The organism is Modestobacter sp. I12A-02662 (assembly GCF_041028325.1).
Taxonomy (GTDB): domain Bacteria; phylum Actinomycetota; class Actinomycetes; order Mycobacteriales; family Geodermatophilaceae; genus Modestobacter.
The window spans coordinates 39,846-56,928 of sequence record NZ_JABGDE010000009.1 but is presented as its reverse complement, the minus strand read 5'-3'; the positions used below and the strand labels follow the sequence as shown (position 1 = coordinate 56,928).

At 74.9% G+C, this 17,083-nt stretch carries 19 protein-coding genes; all 19 read left to right on the top strand.

Annotated features, from left to right (window positions below):
• The first annotated feature begins 147 nt into the window (after nt 1-147).
• The 19 genes from ffh to HL189_RS14450 all read left to right on the top strand — a co-directional run bounded on the left by ffh (nt 148) and on the right by HL189_RS14450 (nt 16,914).
• The gene (gene ffh, locus HL189_RS14540; protein WP_369134421.1) at nt 148-1,734 is read left to right on the top strand and encodes a signal recognition particle protein; all 1,587 of its coding nucleotides are present in this window, start codon (nt 148-150) and stop codon (nt 1,732-1,734) included.
• The gene (locus HL189_RS14535; protein WP_369134420.1) at nt 1,731-2,816 is read left to right on the top strand and encodes an amidohydrolase family protein; all 1,086 of its coding nucleotides are present in this window, start codon (nt 1,731-1,733) and stop codon (nt 2,814-2,816) included. Before ffh ends, HL189_RS14535 begins: the two co-directional genes overlap by 4 nt.
• A gap of 93 nt (nt 2,817-2,909) precedes the next feature.
• Nucleotides 2,910-4,646 (top strand): proline--tRNA ligase, encoded by a 1,737-nt coding sequence (locus HL189_RS14530; protein ID WP_369134419.1) that lies wholly within the window; start codon nt 2,910-2,912, stop codon nt 4,644-4,646.
• A gap of 206 nt (nt 4,647-4,852) precedes the next feature.
• Nucleotides 4,853-5,344 (top strand): 30S ribosomal protein S16, encoded by a 492-nt coding sequence (gene rpsP / locus HL189_RS14525; RefSeq protein WP_369134418.1) that lies wholly within the window; start codon nt 4,853-4,855, stop codon nt 5,342-5,344.
• A gap of 3 nt (nt 5,345-5,347) precedes the next feature.
• Nucleotides 5,348-5,584: an RNA-binding protein gene (locus tag HL189_RS14520; protein ID WP_014742367.1), complete on the top strand. Its 237-nt coding sequence runs from the start codon at nt 5,348-5,350 to the stop codon at nt 5,582-5,584.
• A 41-nt stretch (nt 5,585-5,625) separates the two neighbouring features.
• A complete protein-coding gene (gene rimM, locus HL189_RS14515) occupies nt 5,626-6,141 on the top strand; it encodes a ribosome maturation factor RimM (protein WP_369134417.1) in 516 nt (171 codons plus the stop codon).
• A complete protein-coding gene (gene trmD, locus HL189_RS14510) occupies nt 6,138-6,887 on the top strand; it encodes a tRNA (guanosine(37)-N1)-methyltransferase TrmD (protein ID WP_369134416.1) in 750 nt (249 codons plus the stop codon). Before rimM ends, trmD begins: the two co-directional genes overlap by 4 nt.
• Complete coding sequence (locus tag HL189_RS14505; protein ID WP_369134415.1) at nt 6,884-7,378, top strand: NUDIX hydrolase; 495 nt, start codon at nt 6,884-6,886, stop codon at nt 7,376-7,378. The genes trmD and HL189_RS14505 overlap by 4 nt, the downstream gene beginning before the upstream one ends.
• Nucleotides 7,379-7,546: 168 nt before the next feature.
• Nucleotides 7,547-7,903, top strand: coding sequence for a 50S ribosomal protein L19 (gene rplS / locus HL189_RS14500; protein WP_369134414.1), 357 nt, complete (start codon nt 7,547-7,549; stop codon nt 7,901-7,903).
• 143 nt (nt 7,904-8,046) lie between these two features.
• A complete protein-coding gene (gene lepB / locus HL189_RS14495; protein WP_369134413.1) occupies nt 8,047-9,015 on the top strand; it encodes a signal peptidase I in 969 nt (322 codons plus the stop codon).
• A 151-nt stretch (nt 9,016-9,166) separates the two neighbouring features.
• Nucleotides 9,167-9,871, top strand: coding sequence for a LuxR C-terminal-related transcriptional regulator (locus HL189_RS14490; RefSeq protein WP_369134412.1), 705 nt, complete (start codon nt 9,167-9,169; stop codon nt 9,869-9,871).
• Between the two features lie 114 nt (nt 9,872-9,985).
• Complete coding sequence (locus HL189_RS14485) at nt 9,986-10,813, top strand: ribonuclease HII (protein WP_369134411.1); 828 nt, start codon at nt 9,986-9,988, stop codon at nt 10,811-10,813.
• On the top strand, nt 10,810-11,130 hold the full coding sequence (locus HL189_RS14480) for a DUF2469 domain-containing protein (protein ID WP_222269673.1): 321 nt from the start codon (nt 10,810-10,812) through the stop codon (nt 11,128-11,130). Before HL189_RS14485 ends, HL189_RS14480 begins: the two co-directional genes overlap by 4 nt.
• A gap of 148 nt (nt 11,131-11,278) precedes the next feature.
• Entirely contained in the window at nt 11,279-11,656 is a 378-nt protein-coding gene (locus HL189_RS14475; protein WP_369134410.1) for a YraN family protein, read from the top strand.
• Nucleotides 11,656-13,176 carry a YifB family Mg chelatase-like AAA ATPase gene (locus HL189_RS14470; RefSeq protein WP_369134409.1) on the top strand — a complete coding sequence of 507 codons (1,521 nt, stop codon included), beginning with the start codon at nt 11,656-11,658 and terminating at the stop codon, nt 13,174-13,176. The genes HL189_RS14475 and HL189_RS14470 overlap by 1 nt, the downstream gene beginning before the upstream one ends.
• Complete coding sequence (dprA, locus tag HL189_RS14465) at nt 13,173-14,381, top strand: DNA-processing protein DprA (RefSeq protein WP_369134408.1); 1,209 nt, start codon at nt 13,173-13,175, stop codon at nt 14,379-14,381. The genes HL189_RS14470 and dprA overlap by 4 nt, the downstream gene beginning before the upstream one ends.
• A gap of 69 nt (nt 14,382-14,450) precedes the next feature.
• The gene (locus tag HL189_RS14460; RefSeq protein WP_369134407.1) at nt 14,451-15,410 is read left to right on the top strand and encodes a tyrosine-type recombinase/integrase; all 960 of its coding nucleotides are present in this window, start codon (nt 14,451-14,453) and stop codon (nt 15,408-15,410) included.
• Nucleotides 15,411-15,468: 58 nt separating this feature from the next.
• Complete coding sequence (gene whiG / locus HL189_RS14455; protein WP_369134406.1) at nt 15,469-16,263, top strand: RNA polymerase sigma factor WhiG; 795 nt, start codon at nt 15,469-15,471, stop codon at nt 16,261-16,263.
• Between the two features lie 141 nt (nt 16,264-16,404).
• A complete protein-coding gene (locus HL189_RS14450; protein WP_369134405.1) occupies nt 16,405-16,914 on the top strand; it encodes a hypothetical protein in 510 nt (169 codons plus the stop codon).
• Nucleotides 16,915-17,083: the final 169 nt, after the last annotated feature.

The following is a 17,083-nucleotide window of genomic DNA, read 5'->3' as shown; positions in this document are numbered from 1 at the left end:
CCCGAGTTCGCGGCGGGCCCGTGCCGGGGGGCCACTACGCTGGGACCAGGTGGCGTGACGGCCCCGGGGTGGCCCCGGGAGCCCGAGCCGGTCCGTCCCGGCTGCGGCCGGACGGCGGCTGCACGCCCGACTGCCTGAGGACGTGTTGTGTTCGAGACCCTCTCCGACCGCCTGGACAAGGTCTTCACCGGTCTGCGCGGCAAGGGCCGGCTCTCCGACGAGGACATCGACGCCACCGCGCGCGAGATCCGGATCGCGCTGCTCGAGGCCGACGTGGCCCTGCCGGTGGTCCGCTCCTTCATCGCCTCGGTCAAGGAGCGGGCCCGCGGGGCCGAGGTCTCCCAGGCGCTGAACCCGGCCCAGCAGATCATCAAGATCGTCAACGAGGAGCTCATCGCCGTCCTCGGTGGTGAGACCCGGCGGATCCGCTACGCCAAGCAGTCGCCGACGGTGATCATGCTCGCCGGTCTGCAGGGCGCCGGGAAGACCACCCTCGCCGGGAAGCTCGGCCGGTGGCTGAAGGCGCAGGGGCACACCCCGCTGCTCGTGGCGGCCGACCTCCAGCGCCCCAACGCCGTCCAGCAGCTGTCGGTGGTCGCCGGCCAGGCGGGCGTCGACGTCTTCGCCCCCGAGCCGGGCAGCGGGGTGGGCGACCCGGTGGCCGTCGCCGCGGCGTCCATCGACCACGCCCGGCGGACGATGCACGACGTCGTCGTCGTCGACACCGCCGGCCGGCTGGGCATCGACGCGGACATGATGGCGCAGGCCGCCGCGATCCGGGACGTCGTCCACCCCGACGAGACGCTGTTCGTCGTCGACGCGATGATCGGCCAGGACGCCGTGACCACGGCGACCGCCTTCCAGGAGGGGGTCGGCTTCAGCGGGGTCGTCCTCACCAAGCTCGACGGCGACGCCCGCGGTGGCGCCGCCCTGTCGGTCCGGCACATCACCGGCCAGCCGATCATGTTCGCCTCCACCGGCGAGAAGCTGGCCGACTTCGACGTCTTCCACCCCGAGCGGATGGCCTCGCGCATCCTCGGCATGGGCGACGTGCTGACCCTGATCGAGCAGGCGGAGCAGGCCTTCGACGCCGACCAGGCCGAGAAGATGGCCGGCAAGCTCGCCTCCCGCGAGGGCTTCACCCTCGAGGACTTCCTCGAGCAGATGCTCGCCATCCGCAAGATGGGGCCGATCGCCAACCTGCTCGGCATGCTGCCCGGGGCCGGGCAGATGAAGGAGCAGCTCGCGCAGGTCGACGACCGCGACCTGGACCGCACCGCGGCGATCATCCGCTCGATGACGCCCGAGGAGCGGGTCAACTCCAAGATCATCAATGCGTCGCGGCGGGTGCGCATCGCCAACGGCTCCGGCGTCAGCGTCACCGACGTCAACCAGCTGCTGGAGCGCTTCGTCCAGGCGCAGAAGATGATGGGCCAGATGGCCGGGAGCATGGGTCTGCCCGGCATGGGCCCGATGTCGAAGAAGCAGCGGGGCCGGCAGAACCAGGTCCAGGCGCGCGGCAAGGGCAAGAAGGGCAAGGGGAAGGGCAAGGGCGGCCCGGCGCGGCGGCCGATCGGCCCGCCCGGCGCCGGCGGCTTCCCCGGTGGGCTGCCGGGGCAGTTCCCCGGCGGCCAGCTGCCCGGCGGGCTGCCCGGCCTGCCGCCCGGCCAGGGGATGCCCGACCTCAGCAAGCTCGACTTCAGCAAGTTCAAGGACGACCGGCCCGAGCAGTGACCGGTCCCGCGCTGCACCTCTCCGGCGTCGTCCTGCCCGAGGGCGTGCACCGCGACGTGTGGGTGCGCGACGGGCGGATCACCTTCGAGCCGGTGCCCGGCGCCGAGACGGTCAGCCGGGGCGGCTTCCTGCTGCCCGGGCTGGTCGACGCGCACTGCCACGTCGGGATCGGCCGCGGTGGCGTGCACGTCGCCGATGTCGAGGGGCTGCGGGGCCAGGCGCTGGCGGAGCGGGACGCCGGGGTGCTGGCGCTGCGCGACTGCGGGTCCCCGGTCGACACCCGGGTGCTCGACGAGCACGAGGACCTGCCGCGCATCATCCGCGCCGGCCGGCACCTGGCCGCTCCCCGGCGCTACATCCCCGACCTCGCGATCGAGCTGGAGCCGGCGGAGCTGGCCGACCAGGTGCGCGTGCAGGCCCGCCGCGGCGACGGCTGGGTGAAGCTGGTCGGCGACTGGATCGACCGCGGCGTCGGCGACCTCGCGCCCGAGTGGCCGGACGACGCGGTGGCCGCGGCGATCACGGCCGCGCACGAGGAGGGTGCCCGGGTCACCGCGCACACCTTCGGCACCGACGCGCTGCCCGGCCTGATCCGCGCGGGCATCGACTGCATCGAGCACGGCACCGGGCTCACCGAGGACCTCGTGGGGGAGATGGCCGCCCGGGGCACCGCCGTCGTCCCGACGCTGGTGAACGTGCAGAACTTCCCCGGGTTCGCCGCGGCGGGGGAGCAGCGGTTCCCGGCCTACGCCTCCACGATGCGGCGGCTGTACGCATCGAGCGGCGCGGTCGTCCGGGCCGCGTTCGAGGCCGGCGTGCCGGTCTTCGCCGGCACCGACGCCGGCGGCGGGATCGACCACGGGGTGATCGCCGACGAGGTGCGCGCGCTGCACGCCGCCGGGCTGCCCGCGGAGGCGGCGGTGGCCGCGGCGTCCTGGCGGGCCCGCGAGTGGCTGGGGCTGCCGTGCATCGAGGAGGGCGCCGCTGCGGACGTCGTCGTGTACGAGACCGACCCGCGCACGGACCTCGACTCGTTGCAGCGGCCGCAACGACTCGTCCTGCGCGGTCGCGTCGTCGGCTGACCCGCCCGGGATCACGGTGTGCCGGGGCGGCTGAGGGAAACCAGTCGACGGCGTCCCGTTGCCGCCTGGGAGACTCGTCCCGTGCTCCTTCGCATGTCCACCCTGTTCCTGCGCACCCTCCGCGACGACCCGGCCGATGCGGAGGTCCCCAGCCACCGCCTGCTCGTGCGCGGCGGCTACATCCGGCGGGCCGCGCCGGGCGGGTTCACCTGGCTGCCGCTGGGCTACCGGGTGTTCCGCAACGTCGAGCGGGTGGTCCGCGAGGAGATGGACGCGATGGGCGGGCAGGAGGTGCACTTCCCGGCGCTGCTGCCGCGCGAGCCCTACGAGGCCACCAACCGCTGGACCGAGTACGGCGACAACCTCTTCCGGCTCCAGGACCGCCGGGGCGGTGACTACCTGCTGGGCCCCACCCACGAGGAGATGTTCACCCTCCTGGTGAAGGACCTCTACGGCTCCTACAAGGACCTGCCGGCCACGCTGTACCAGATCCAGACCAAGTACCGGGACGAGGCACGGCCCCGGGCCGGGCTGTTCCGCGGCCGCGAGTTCACCATGAAGGACAGCTACTCCTTCGACGTCGACGACGCCGGGCTGGACCGCTCCTACGCGGCGCACCGCGAGGCCTACATCAGGGTCTTCGACCGGCTCGGCCTGGACTACGTGATCGTCTCCGCGATGTCCGGGGCGATGGGCGGCTCGAAGAGCGAGGAGTTCCTGCACCCCACGTCGATCGGCGAGGACACCTTCGTCCGCTCGCCCGGCGGGTACGCGGCCAACGTGGAGGCGGTCACCACCGTCGTCCCGGAGGCGATCCCGTTCGACGGCCTGCCCGAGGCGCACGTCGAGGACACCCCGGACACCCCGACCATCGAGACGCTGGTCGCCGTCGCCCGGCAGATGTTCCCCGACGCCGGGTACACCGCGGCGGACACGCTGAAGAACGTCGTGGTCACCCTGGTCCACCCTGACGGCACCCGGGAGCCGCTGGTCGTCGGGCTGCCCGGCGACCGCGAGGTCGACGCCAAGCGGCTGGAGGCGCAGGTGTCCCCGGCCGAGGTCGAGCCGTTCACCGACTTCGCCGCCCACCCGGACCTGGTGAAGGGCTACATCGGCCCGCAGGTGCTGGGCAGCGAGAGCAAGACCGGCCTCCGCTACCTGGTCGACCCGCGGGTCGTGCCCGGCACCCGGTGGATCACCGGGGCCGACGAGCCGGGCCGGCACGTCTTCGACCTGGTCGCCGGCCGGGACTTCACCTGGGACGGCGTCATCGAGGCCGCCGAGGTGCTCCCGGGCGACCCCGCGCCGGACGGCTCCGGCCCGCTCGAGCTGGCCCGCGGCGTGGAGCTGGGCCACATCTTCCAGCTGGGGCGCAAGTACGCCGAGGCCCTCGACCTCAAGGTGCTCGACGAGAACGGCAAGCTCGTCACCGTCACCATGGGCTCGTACGGCATCGGGGTCTCCCGCGCGGTCGCCGCCATCGCCGAGTCCACCCACGACGAGCTGGGCCTGGTCTGGCCGCGCGAGGTGGCGCCGGCCGACGTCCACCTGGTCGCCACCGGCAAGGACGCCGCCGTCTTCGAGCACGCCGAGACCCTGGCCGGCGAGCTGGTCGCCGCGGGGCTGACCGTCCTGCTCGACGACCGGCCGAAGGTGTCGCCCGGAGTGAAGTTCAAGGACGCCGAGCTGCTGGGCATGCCGACGATCGTCACCGTGGGCCGCGGGCTGGCCGACGGCGTCGTCGAGGTGCGCGACCGGGCGACGGGGGAGCGGTCCGAGGTCCCGGTCGCCGACGCGGCCGCAGCCGTCCTCGCCGCCGTCCGGGCCTAGCTCTTCGGCCCCGTCCAGAGGCTCGCGCCCGAGCTTGCGAGGGCGGGAGGAGGACGGGGTCCTTCTTCTGGCACAATGGACGGTCGAACACGGCGGTGGGCGGCCCTCTCACCATCCCCGCCCGTGTCCATCGCTACGCCCCGGCGTACCCCCACGCGTCCGTCCGGCGAGCAACCACACCGCGTTCGAGGAGCACACCACACACCGTGGCCACCAAGATCAAGCTCATGCGCCTGGGCAAGATGCGCGCGCCGTACTACCGCATCGTCGTCGCCGACGCCCGCACCAAGCGGGACGGCCGGTCGATCGAGACCATCGGCAAGTACCACCCGAAGGAGGACCCGTCTTTCATCGAGGTCGACAGCGAGCGCGCGCAGTACTGGCTCGGCGTCGGCGCCCAGCCGACCGAGGCCGTCGCCGCCATCCTCCGGGTGACCGGTGACTGGCAGAAGTTCAAGGGCGAGCCGGCTCCGGCCCCGATGAAGGTCGCGGCCCCCAAGGCCGACAAGAAGGCCATCTACGAGGAGGCCGCCCGCGCTGCCGGCAACGAGCCGGCCGCCGACGCGACCACCCCGCGCAAGAAGGCCGCCCCCAAGGCCGACGCCGCCTCCGACCCGGCCGATGCAGTCGCCGAGGCCGCCGGGGCCGCCGGCTCCGGAGCTGCCGCGGGCGCCCCGGCCGAGACCCCCGCCGAGTAAGACGTGCTCGAAGAGGCGCTCGAGCACCTGGTCAAGGGCATCGTCGACAACCCGGACGACGTCGTCGTCGACCTGGTCAACGGCCGGCGCGGCAAGACCCTCGAGGTCCGGGTGCACCCCGACGACCTCGGCAAGGTCATCGGTCGCGGCGGGCGCACGGCGAAGGCCCTGCGCCAGGTGATGACCGGTGTCGGCGGCCGCGGCCTGCGGGTCGACGTCGTCGACACCGACGGGCGCTGAGCACCTCCGGCGCCGACGGCGCCCAGCCCCACCCCGACACCGTGGTGGTCGGCCGCATCGGCCGGCCCCACGGTGTCCGTGGTCAGGTCACCGTCGAGGTCCGCACGGACGACCCCGACCTCCGCTTCACCAGCGGCGCGGTGCTGCTCACCGACCCCACTGCCCGTGGGCCGCTCACCGTCGCCTCCGCGCGCTGGCACAGCGGCACGCTGCTGCTGCAGCTGACCGGCCCGGACGGCGAGCTGGTCGCCGACCGGGAGTCCGCCGACGCGTTGCGCAACACGCAGCTCCTGGTGCCGGTCACCGACCTGCCCGAGCTCGACGACCCCGAGGACTTCTACGACCACCAGCTGGTCGGTCTGGCCGCGCAGCTGCCCGACGGCTCGCCGCTCGGCGAGGTCACCGGGGTGCGGCACGAGGGCACGGACCTGCTCGTCGTGCGCCGTCCCGACGGCGGTGACCTGCTCGTGCCGTTCGTCGCGGCGATGGTGCCCACCGTCGACGTGCCCGGCGGGCGCGTCGTCGTCGACCCGCCGGAGGGGCTGCTGGACCTGTGACGGCGTTCCGGATCGACGTGGTCACGATCTTCCCGGAGTACCTCGCACCGCTGGGCCAGTCGCTGCTGGGCAAGGCGGCCGCCCGCGGGCTGGTCACCGTCGGCGTGCACGACCTGCGCCGGTGGACCGACGACGTGCACCGCACCGTCGACGACTCGCCCTACGGCGGCGGCCCCGGCATGGTCATGCGCCCCGAGCCGTGGGCCCGTGCGCTGGAGGCCGTCCGCCCGCCCGGCACCCGCCTGGTCGTGCCCACCCCGGCCGGGCGGCCCTTCACCCAGTCGACCGCCGCGCAGTGGGCCACCGAGCCAGGCCTGGTCTTCGCCTGCGGCCGGTACGAGGGCATCGACCAGCGCGTGGCCGAGTGGGCGGCCGCCTCCGGGCCGGTGTCCGAGGTCTCGATCGGTGACTACGTGCTCGCCGGCGGGGAGTCCGCGACGCTGGTGATGGTCGAGGCCGTCACCCGGCTGATCCCCGGCGTGGTCGGCAACGCGGAGTCCGTCGAGTACGACTCGCACGCCGACGGGCTCCTCGAGGGGCCCTCCTACACCCGGCCGGCGTCCTGGCGCGGTCACGAGGTGCCGCCCGTGCTGCTGTCCGGCGACCACGCGGCGATCGCCCGGTGGCGGCGGGAGCAGTCGCTGCGGCGCACCGCCGACCGCCGTCCCGACCTGCTGGCCGGCCTCGCCGAGGGCGCGCTCGGCGCGGCCGACCGGGCCGCGCTGGACGCCGACCCCCAGCCGTGACCGCGGCCCGGGTGCGGGCGACCAGCCGCGTGCTGGTGCTGGACCCGGACCGGCGGCTGCTGCTCCTCGGCTCCCGGGGGGCGGCGCCGGACGGCGGTGCCGCGGTCCGCTTCTGGTACGCGCCCGGCGGGGGAGTGGAGGACGGCGAGGACCTGCGCACCGCCGCCGTCCGCGAGCTGGCCGAGGAGGTCGGGCTCCGCGCCGACCCGGCCGCCCTCGAGGGCCCGGTCTGGCTGCGCCGCCACGTGGCCGCGTGGGGGGACCGGCTGATCGACTCCCGCGAGACGTTCTTCGTGCTGCGGGACGTGGTGCACGAGGTGGACGGCCGGGGTCGCACGGCGCTCGAGCTGGCCGCCGACGAGCCGCACCGGTGGTGGAGCCCGGCGGAGATCGGCGCCGGCGGTGTGTCCTTCGCCCCGCGCGAGCTCCCGACGGCCCTCCCGGCGCTGCTGAGCGGCCGGTGGACGGGGCCGCCGCGCATCGTCTGCTGAAGATGTGGCACAGTAGAGAGCTGCTGCACGCCGTCGGCTCCCGTCGACGGTGGCTCCGCGCCTGACGACTCCGTCGCGGGCCGTGGAGCGCGACCTCCCGGTACGGACACGCCGGGACACCGCTGCCCGTACGCCGACGAGTTTCCGCCAGAACTGAGGACTGCTGCGATGAACACCCTGGACGCCCTCGACACCGAGTCGCTGCGCGACGACATCCCCGTGTTCCGCCCCGGGGACACCGTGAAGGTGCACGTGCGGGTCATCGAGGGCAACCGCTCGCGCATCCAGGTCTTCCAGGGCGTCGTGATCCGCCGCCAGGGCGGCGGGATCCGCGAGACCTTCACCGTGCGCAAGGTCAGCTTCGGCGTCGGCGTGGAGCGCACCTTCCCGGTGCACACCCCGGTGGTGGAGAAGATCGAGGTCCTCACCCGCGGCGACGTCCGCCGGGCGAAGCTGTACTACCTCCGCGAGCTGCGCGGCAAGGCCGCCAAGATCAAGGAGAAGCGCGAGGTCGTCGCTCGCTGACCTCAGCGACGCCCGAACGGGCCGGCTGCCACTGGGCAGCCGGCCCGTTCTCGTTCCCGGGGGCCATGCCGCCCGGGCCGCCCGGGCCGCTGGCCAGGCGGGTCGCCCGGCCGGAGCCGCACCTGACCGTAGGCTGGACGGCGATGAGCACCCACGACCCCGCCGGCCCGGCCGGGCAGCCCGCTCCGGACCCCGCCAGCGACTCGTCGTCCGCCGGCCGGACGAAGCCCCCGAAGAAGGGGTCGCTGCTCAAGGAGCTGCCGGTCCTGCTGGTCATCGCCTTCGTCCTGGCGCTGCTGGTGAAGACCTTCCTCGTGCAGGCGTTCTTCATCCCCTCCGGGTCGATGGAGCAGACCCTGCACGGCTGCACCGGGTGCACCGGCGACCGGGTGCTGGTCAACAAGGTGCCGTACTGGTTCGGCGAGCCCGAGCCCGGCGACGTCGTCGTCTTCCGCGGGCCGGACACCTGGGCACCGGAGATCACCGTCGCGGAGCCGACCAACTGGTTCGCCGGCGCGCTGCTCACCCTCGGCCGCACGATCGGGCTCGCCCCGCCCAGCGAGGACGACTTCGTCAAGCGGGTCATCGCGACCGCGGGCCAGACCGTGGAGTGCTGCGACCCCGAGGGGCGGGTCACCGTCGACGGGGAGCCGCTCGACGAGCCGTACATCTACCAGGACACCCCGATCGAGACCCGGGGCTTCCCCGCGGTCACCGTGCCCGAGGGCCGGCTGTGGGTGATGGGCGACCACCGCTCGGCGTCGGCGGACTCCAAGGCCCACATGGGCGACCAGTACGCCGGGACGGTGGCCGTCGACGACGTCATCGGCAAGGCGGCGCTGATCGTCTGGCCGCTGGACCGGATGGGCACCATCGGCAGCCCGGAGATCCAGGCGCAGCAGGCGTCGGCGGCCGGCGTCCCGGTGCAGGGTGGCGCGGCCGTGGCCGTGCCCTACCTGCTCGGGGTCGCCGGCGCGCTGCCGGTCACGGCGTGGCGGCGTCGCCGCGGCGCCCGGGCCGCCGGGCCGTCCCGCCGGCCACCGCGCACCGGATGGCGGCGCATCCGCCGTCCGGTGCACACCCGGCCGAGCCGGGAGAGCCTTCCCGGCTGATCGGGAACGTCCCCGGAATGGCGCGGGACGATCCGCACGCACCCCTTCCGGACAATTCTAGAGAATTGTCGGATAAAGCGTTCAAGTAACCCGTTCTCCGGGTCGATGGAATGGCTGACAGAGCCGGAAGTCGAACGGAGAGGTCGGACCCATGTCTGCACCGATGCCCAGTGCCCCCCGCGGGGTGACCCGTGTGCTCATCCTCGCGGATGCGCCGGTCCTGCGGCGGGGGCTGATCGGCATGGTCAACGAGACCCCGGGCCTGCAGGCCGTGGGTGCCCCGGGCGAGCCCCGCCGCGCGCTCACCCTGGCCGAGTCGGCCCGCCCCGACGCCGTGGTGGTGGAACTCGGCTCCGGCCGGGCAGCCACCCTCAACGCCTGCCGTGACCTCCGCCGCCGCTTCCCGCAGATCGCGATCGTGGCCCTGGCCACCTCCGAGGACCCGGCCGTGGTCAACGAGGCGCTGGCCGCCGGCGTCCGCGGCTACCTGCTCATGAACACCTCCCCGACCCTGCTCGGCTGGGCGGTCCTCGCCGCCCGCGCCGGTCGCACGGTGGTGGACCCGCAGATCCGGCGCACCGAGGGCGGGGCCGAGCCGGTCGCCCGCGAGGTGACGCCCGAGGTGCCGCTGACCCGGCGGGAGTCCGACGTCCTCGACGAGCTGCTCCAGGGGCAGTCGAACCGGCAGATCGGCAAGAACCTGTTCATCAGCGAGGACACCGTCAAGTCCCACGTCAAGGCGATCCTGCGCAAGCTCGGCGCCCGCGACCGGGCGCACGCGGTCTCCCTCGTGCTCTCCGCCCGCCACCCGGCCTGCAGCTGCGGCACGCACTCCTTCACCTCCTCCGGCCTCTGACCGGAGGGCCGTCGTCGGTCCGGGCACCTGGTACCGCGGTGCCCGGACCGGCAGGGTCCGGCGTCCCCCGGCCCCCTCCTGCCCGCCCGCCGGCCGACGTAGGGTCGGCAGGCGATGGCTGCCCGATCCGCACCCCCGGCCTCTCCCCGAGCTCCCGACGACGGCGCCCCCGACGCCCTGTGGGCGATGGAGCGCTGGCTGCGGCAGCGGGGCTTCACCGCGGTCGCCGGCGCCGACGAGGCCGGCCGCGGTGCCTGCGCCGGGCCGCTCGTGGCCGCCGCCTGCGTGCTGCCCGCCGGGCGGCGGGGCCGCGTGCCGGAGCTCGCCGACTCCAAGCTGCTCACCGCGGCCAGCCGCGAGCGGGTCTACGCCGAGGTCGTGGACCGGGCGGTGGCGTGGTCGGTGGTGGTCATCCCGGTGCCCGACCTGGACGCCCGGGGCATGCACGTCACCAACGTCGAGGCGCTGCGCCGCGCCGTCCGGGTCCTGCAGCCCGGGCCTGACTACGTGCTCACCGACGGCTTCCCGGTGAGCGGGCTGTGCCGGCCGACGCTCGCCGTGTGGAAGGGGGACCGGGTCGCGGCCTGCGTCGCCGCGGCGTCGGTGCTGGCCAAGGTGACCCGCGACCGGATCATGCTGGAGCTGCACGAGCGCTTCCCGGAGTACGGGTTCGACGTGCACAAGGGCTACATCACCGACGCGCACAGTCAGGCCCTCGACCGGCACGGCCCGTGCCCCGAGCACCGCATGCGCTTCGTCAACGTGGCACGGGCCCGCGAGGCACACGCCGGGCGGACGCTGCCGCTGCCGACTGCCGGGGCGATGGACGATGATGGGCGGGTGCTCCTCCCGACCGACGCTCCGTCGTCCCCGTCCGCGCCCCCGCTGCCCGCAGCCGGGCTCGTGGCCGCAGTTCCGTCCCTCGTGGAGCACGCCCGATGAGCACCGAGGACCTCGAGAAGTACGAGACCGAGATGGAGCTGCAGCTCTATCGCGAGTACAAGGACATCGTCCGGCAGTTCTCCTACGTCGTGGAGACCGAGCGACGGTTCTACCTGGCCAACAGCGTCGACCTCCAGGTGCGCGAGGCCGGGGGCGAGGTGTTCTTCGAGCTGAACCTCTCCGATGCCTGGGTGTGGGACATGTACCGCCCGGCCCGTTTCGTGAAGAACGTCCGGGTGGTGACGTTCAAGGACGTCAACGTCGAGGAGCTGGACAAGCCCGACCTCGAGCTGCCCGACGGCCCCCGGCTGCCCTGAGCCGCACGAGGCCGGAGTGAGGTAGGTCACCGGGCCAGCCCAACAGGCGTGGACCGGGCACCGCCGGTCGTCGTCCACAGCCGGGTCCTCCGTCCACAGATCCCTCGCCGGGCACCCGCGCGCCGGTGCGGACCAGCACCGTGGCGGTGTGAGCACAGACGAGCGACCCCTGGGGCGGCGCGCCGCCCTGGGTGCCTACGGCGAGCGGGTCGCCGTACGCGCCCTCACCGACTCCGGCCTGCACGTCCTGGACCGCAACTGGCGCTGCCGGGACGGCGAGCTGGACGTGGTGGCCCGGGACGGCGACGCCCTGGTCTTCTGCGAGGTCAAGACCCGCTCGGGCACCGGGTTCGGCACCCCCGCCGAGGCGGTGACGCCGGCCAAGCGTCGGCGCCTGCGCCACCTGGCGCGGGCGTGGCTCGACGCGCACGACCACCATGCCCCCGACCTGCGGTTCGACGTGGTGGGCGTGCAGGTGCCCGCGGCGGGGCCGGCCCAGGTCACCCACCTGCGGAACGCGTTCTGATGGCGCTGGCACGCACGTGGTCCGTGGGCCTGGTCGGGGTGCACGGCGCGATGGTCGAGGTGGAGGTCGACCTGGCACCGGGCGTGCCGACGGTGGTGCTCGTCGGCCTGCCCGACGCCGTGGTCCGGCAGTCGATCGACCGGGTGCGGGCCGCGGTGGTCAACGTCGGGCACGCGTTCCCGCTGCGCCGGGTCACCATCGGGCTGTCCCCGGCGGCCATGCCCAAGCAGGGGAGCGGGTTCGACCTGGCGCTCGCGGTCGCCGTGCTCGCCGGCACCCGGGTGGTGCCCGCCGACCGGGTCCGGGACCTGGTGCTCCTCGGCGAGCTCGGTCTCGACGGCGGCGTCCGGGCGGTCCGCGGGGTCCTCCCGGCGGTGCTGGCGGCCGCCCGGGCCGGACACGGCCGCGTCGTCGTCCCGCGGGACAACGCCGATGAGGCCGCGCTGGTCGAGGGCATCGAGGTGCTCGCCGCCGGCAGCCTGGCGCAGGTGGTGGCCCACCTCGCGGGCCGGACGCCGATCCCCGGGCACATCCGCTCGGCAGCACCCGCGGCCCCGCCCGGGCCCGACCTCGCCGACGTCGTCGGGCAGGCGGTCGGACGGCGGGCCGTGGAGGTGGCCGCCGCCGGCGGCCACCACCTGTTCCTCAGCGGCCCGCCGGGAGCCGGGAAGACGATGCTGGCCGAGCGCCTGCCCGGCCTGCTGCCGCCCCTGGACGAGCGGTCCTCCCTGGAGGTGACCGCGATCGCCTCGATCGCCGGGACGCTGCCACCGGGTGCGCCGCTGGTCACCCGCCCGACCTTCGAGGCGCCCCACCACTCGGCCTCGACCGTCGCGCTCGTCGGTGGCGGCTCCGGCCAGATCAGGCCGGGCGCGCTGTGCCGGGCCCACCTCGGCGTGCTGTTCCTCGACGAGGCCCCCGAGTTCCCGCGGGCGGTCCTGGACACCCTGCGTCAGCCGCTGGAGCGCGGGGAGGTCACGATCCACCGGGCCTCGGGCTCGGCGACCTTCCCCTGCCGGGCACAGCTGGTCCTCGCCGCCAACCCCTGTCCGTGCGCGAGCGCGGCCGGCGACGCCGCCTGCACGTGCAGCCCCCTGGAGCGGCGCCGCTACCAGTCCCGGCTCTCCGGACCGCTGCTCGACCGGATCGACCTGCGGGTGCAGTTGCCGGCGGTGACCCGGGCGGCGTGGCTGGACGGGCTGGCGCCGCCGGAGTCCACCGCCGTGGTCGCCCAGCGCGTGCGGGCGGCGCGGTCGGCCGCGGCGAGCCGGCTGGCCGGAACGGGCCTGGCCGTCAACAGCCAGGTCCCGGGCCGGCTGCTGCGCGAGCGTTGGCCCGTGCCGCGCAGTGCCCTCGCGCTGGCCGAGCGGGCGTTGGAGCGGGGGGCGCTGTCGGTCCGTGGCTTCGACCGCGTGCTCCGGGTGGCCTGGACTCTCGCCGACCTCGCCGGGACCCCCAGCCCGCGGGCCGACCACGTCGCCGAGGCACTGGGCATGCGACTCCAGCGGGCAGCGGCATGACCGCCCTCGACGAGGACCTCGCGGACCCCGGTCCGGCGGTACGTCGCGCGCGGGCCTGGCTGAGCCGGGCCGCGGAGCCCGGATCGGTCGTCTTCTGGCGGTTCGTCGACCGGGAGGGCCCGCTCGAGGCGGTCCGCCGCATCCGGTCGGGCCGCGCGCCCGCCCCGGTCCTCGGGCTGGTCGGTGCCCGGGCGCAGCAGGATCAGAGCCTCGCCGACCTGCGTCGAGCCGAGCGGTGCGGCGCGCGGCTGGTCGTCCCCGAGGACGACGAGTGGCCCGCGTTCCCGCTGCACTCGCTGACCCTCGCCACGGCGGCGGAGCCCGACGACCCCAAGGAGCAGTCCCCGCGGACGGTGGCCCCGGTGCCGCCGGTCGCGCTGTGGGTCCGCGGGCCGGGGCGGCTCGACGAGCTCGCCGACCGCGCCGTGGCGGTCGTCGGGGCGCGGGCCTGCACCGCCTACGGCGAGCACGTCGCCGGCGAGCTCGGTCACCAGCTGGGGGAGCGGGGGTGGACGGTGGTGTCCGGCGGCGCCTACGGCATCGACGCCGCCGCCCACCGGGGCGCGCTGGCCGCGGGCGGGCCGACTATCGCGGTCCTCGCCTGCGGGGTCGACCGGCCGTACCCCGCCGGCAACGGCGCGCTGCTGAACCGGATCGCCGACAGCGGGCTGGTGGTGAGCGAGTGGCCGCCGGGCGCCGCGCCGCACCAGCACCGCTTCCTGGTGCGCAACCGGCTGATCGCCGCGCTCACCCGGGGCACCGTGGTCGTCGAGGCGGCCGCCCGGTCCGGCGCGGCGGCGACCGCCCACCGGGCGCGGAAGCTGGGCAAGCAGGTCATGGTGGTGCCCGGGCCGGTCACCTCGGCGATGTCCGTGGGCTGCCACGAGCTGCTCCGCGACCAGGAGGCGGAGGCCGTCCTGGTGGCCTCGGCGGCGCACGTGCTCGACGCCGTCGGCTCGTTCGGCCACGACCTCGCCCGGCCCGCCGAGCGGGCGGCGGACCCGCGGGACGGGCTCTCCGACGTCGCCCGGCGGGTGCTGGACGCCTGCCCGGTGCGGATCGGCGTCCCTCCGGAGCGGTTGGCGTCGGTGGCCGGGGTCGACGCCGTCGACGTGCTGCGGGTGCTGCCCGCCCTCGAGCTCGCCGACCTGGTGGAGTGGACCGGCACGGGCTGGCGGCTGCGGCGGCTGCGGAGTGGGCGCTGAACCGCCGGCGGCGGGGCCGGTGCGGCGCGCCCCGTTGACCGCCCGGCGGAGCCCACGCACGCTCGGGGCATGGCCGCCGGGACCGCAGAGATGCGCGCCGCGCTGCCACCCGCCCTCGCCGTGTCGCTGGACGGGTGGGAGGAGCACCTGCGGCTGGAGCGCGACCTGTCCGACCACACGGTGCGCGGGTACGTCGGTGACGTCGTCTCGCTGCTGGACCACCTGGTGCGGCGCAGCGGGACCACCGTCGCCGACCTGGACCTCGCGACCCTGCGCAGCTGGCTGGCCGCGGGCCGGACCCGTGGCGACGGCCGCGCCACCACGGCGCGGCGGGCGGCCTCGGCCCGGTCGTTCACCGCCCACCTGCGCCGCACCGGTGAGACCGCCGAGGACGTCGGCCTCCGCCTGGCCAGCCCGCGGGCCCACCGCACCCTCCCCGACGTCCTCGGGACCGAGCAGGCCCGGGCCGTCCTGGAGCAGGCCGGTGGCACGCCCGCCGAGGACGAGTCCCCGGAAGGGGCGGCGCTGCGGCTGCGCAACACCCTGGTGCTCGAGCTGCTCTACGCCAGCGGTGTGCGGGTCGGCGAGCTGGTCGGCCTCGACGTCGACGACGTCGACCGCGGGCGCCGGCTGCTGAGGGTGCTCGGCAAGGGGCGCAAGGAGCGCAGCGTCCCCTTCGGAGCACCGGCGGCGGCCGCCGTGGACGCCTGGCTGACCCGCGGGCGGCCGGTGCTGGCCACCGCCGGCAGCGGCCCGGCGCTGCTGCTCGGTGTGCGCGGGGGGCGGCTGGACGCCCGCGAGGCGCGCCGGGTGGTGCACGCGGCGGTCGCGGCCGCACCGGGGACACCCGACATCGGCCCGCACGGGCTGCGGCACTCCGCGGCCACCCACGTGCTGGAGGGCGGCGCCGACCTGCGCTCCGTCCAGGAGCTGCTGGGGCACGCTAGCCTCGCCACCACGCAGGTCTACACGCACGTGACGGTGGAGCGGCTCCGTGCGGTGCACGCGCGGGCGCACCCGCGGGCCTGAGAAGGTGTCCCGGGAACGGGGCGATGCCGCGGTCGGGGACCGCACGGAGGGGAGTCCGGTGTCTGAGGCGACAGTGCACGTCGGTGGCAGCGAGGGCACGGACGCGGCGGTGGCCGACCTGTGGGCGCGCTACGTCGTCGACCGGGACAGCGAGCTGCGCGACCGGCTGATCCTGCACTACGCGCCGCTGGTCAAGTACGTCGCCGGCCGGGTCGGGAGCGGGCTGCCGGCGCACGTCGAGCAGGCCGACCTTGTCTCCTACGGGACCTTCGGCCTCATCGACGCGATCACCCGGTTCGAGCCGTCCCGGGAGATCAAGTTCGAGAGCTACGCGATGGCCCGGATCCGCGGCGCGATCATCGACGAGCTGCGGTCGACCGACTGGATCCCGCGCTCGGTGCGCATGAAGGCCCGGCAGTTCGAGCGCACGGTCGCCACGCTGGAGAGCCAGCTGCAGCGCAGTCCCACCGACGAGGAGATCGCCGCGGCGATGGACCTGGACGTCGAGGAGGTGCGCAAGTTCCTCGGCCAGCTGTCCCTGGTCAACGTCGTCGCCCTCGACGAGCTGCTGGTCGACGACGACGGCTCGGCGCCCCGCCTGGTCGACACGCTGCAGGACTCCAGCGCCCTCGACCCGCAGGCGATGGCCGAGCACGGGGAGGCCCGGCAACTGCTGGCCCGGGCCGTGGAGCAGCTGCCCGACCGGGAGAAGGTCGTGGTCAGCCTCTACTACTTCGAGGGGCTCACGCTGGCCGACATCGGCCGGGTCCTCGGCGTGACCGAGAGCCGGATCTGCCAGCTGCACACCAAGGCGGTCCTGCACCTGCGCACCAAGCTCGTCGACATGGCCTGACCGCCGCGCCGACGGATCCGCCCGTCGCCGGCGTCCTCGCGAGGAGAGGAATGGCCACATCTGCCGTCCCGCTGGCCCGGCCGGGCGTTGCCCTTGTCACATCTTGTTTCCCTGTGGGTCTGCTGTGGGCACTGTCGGGCCATGGCAACAAACGCACGACCTTCCACCGGCGCTGACGCGCTGCACCACGACGACCGCGCGACGCCGACGGGCGCCTACGTCGCCATCGCCGGCATCGTGGTCTTCGTCATCGCGACCTACCTCGACTGGGTGTCGACCACCGGTGACCAGGCGACCTCGGCGAGCGGCTACGAGGCCGACACCGTCATCGCCTTCACCGCGTTCCTCGGCGTCGGCCTGGCCGCCGCGCTGGTCTACGCACTGCAGCGCGCCCGCCGCAACCAGCACCGCGGCCTGACCCTGACGACCATGGCCGTCGGCATCGCCGCCGTCCTGCTGTCGCTCGGCTACGTCTTCGACCCGCCGGGCGCCTTCGAGCGCGGCGCGGAGCTGCAGACCGAGATGGGCGCCTGGATCGGCCTCGTCGGCGGCATCCTGTGGGCGGTGGGCGCAGGCCTGTTCGCCAAGGAGATCGAGGGCGACGACCACCGCTCCCTCGACCGTGGCCAGACGGTGCACGCCGACCGCTGACCGGTCGCAGCACGCGCGGCCGCTGAGCCGCGGTACGCCGAGGGCCGGCGTCGCTCCCCACGCGGGGCGACGCCGGCCCTCGGCGTTCGCCGTCGGCCCGTCCCTGCCCCACCTGTCGGCCGGCTCCCCACGGCAGCAGCCGCACCCGTGGTGGTGCGAGCCGGGACAG

Excerpts from the sequence above, each read along its gene's own strand:
- HL189_RS14450 (WP_369134405.1), top strand. The coding sequence starts at position 16,405 with ATGGCAACAAACGCACGACCTTCCACCGGCGCTGACGCGCTGCACCAC.
- lepB (WP_369134413.1), top strand. The coding sequence starts at position 8,047 with ATGAGCACCCACGACCCCGCCGGCCCGGCCGGGCAGCCCGCTCCGGAC.
- dprA (WP_369134408.1), top strand. The coding sequence starts at position 13,173 with ATGACCGCCCTCGACGAGGACCTCGCGGACCCCGGTCCGGCGGTACGT.
- HL189_RS14485 (WP_369134411.1), top strand. The coding sequence starts at position 9,986 with ATGGCTGCCCGATCCGCACCCCCGGCCTCTCCCCGAGCTCCCGACGAC.
- HL189_RS14490 (WP_369134412.1), top strand. The coding sequence starts at position 9,167 with ATGTCTGCACCGATGCCCAGTGCCCCCCGCGGGGTGACCCGTGTGCTC.
- HL189_RS14480 (WP_222269673.1), top strand. The coding sequence starts at position 10,810 with ATGAGCACCGAGGACCTCGAGAAGTACGAGACCGAGATGGAGCTGCAG.
- HL189_RS14470 (WP_369134409.1), top strand. The coding sequence starts at position 11,656 with ATGGCGCTGGCACGCACGTGGTCCGTGGGCCTGGTCGGGGTGCACGGC.
- rplS (WP_369134414.1), top strand. The coding sequence starts at position 7,547 with ATGAACACCCTGGACGCCCTCGACACCGAGTCGCTGCGCGACGACATC.
- HL189_RS14530 (WP_369134419.1), top strand. The coding sequence starts at position 2,910 with ATGTCCACCCTGTTCCTGCGCACCCTCCGCGACGACCCGGCCGATGCG.
- HL189_RS14460 (WP_369134407.1), top strand. The coding sequence starts at position 14,451 with ATGGCCGCCGGGACCGCAGAGATGCGCGCCGCGCTGCCACCCGCCCTC.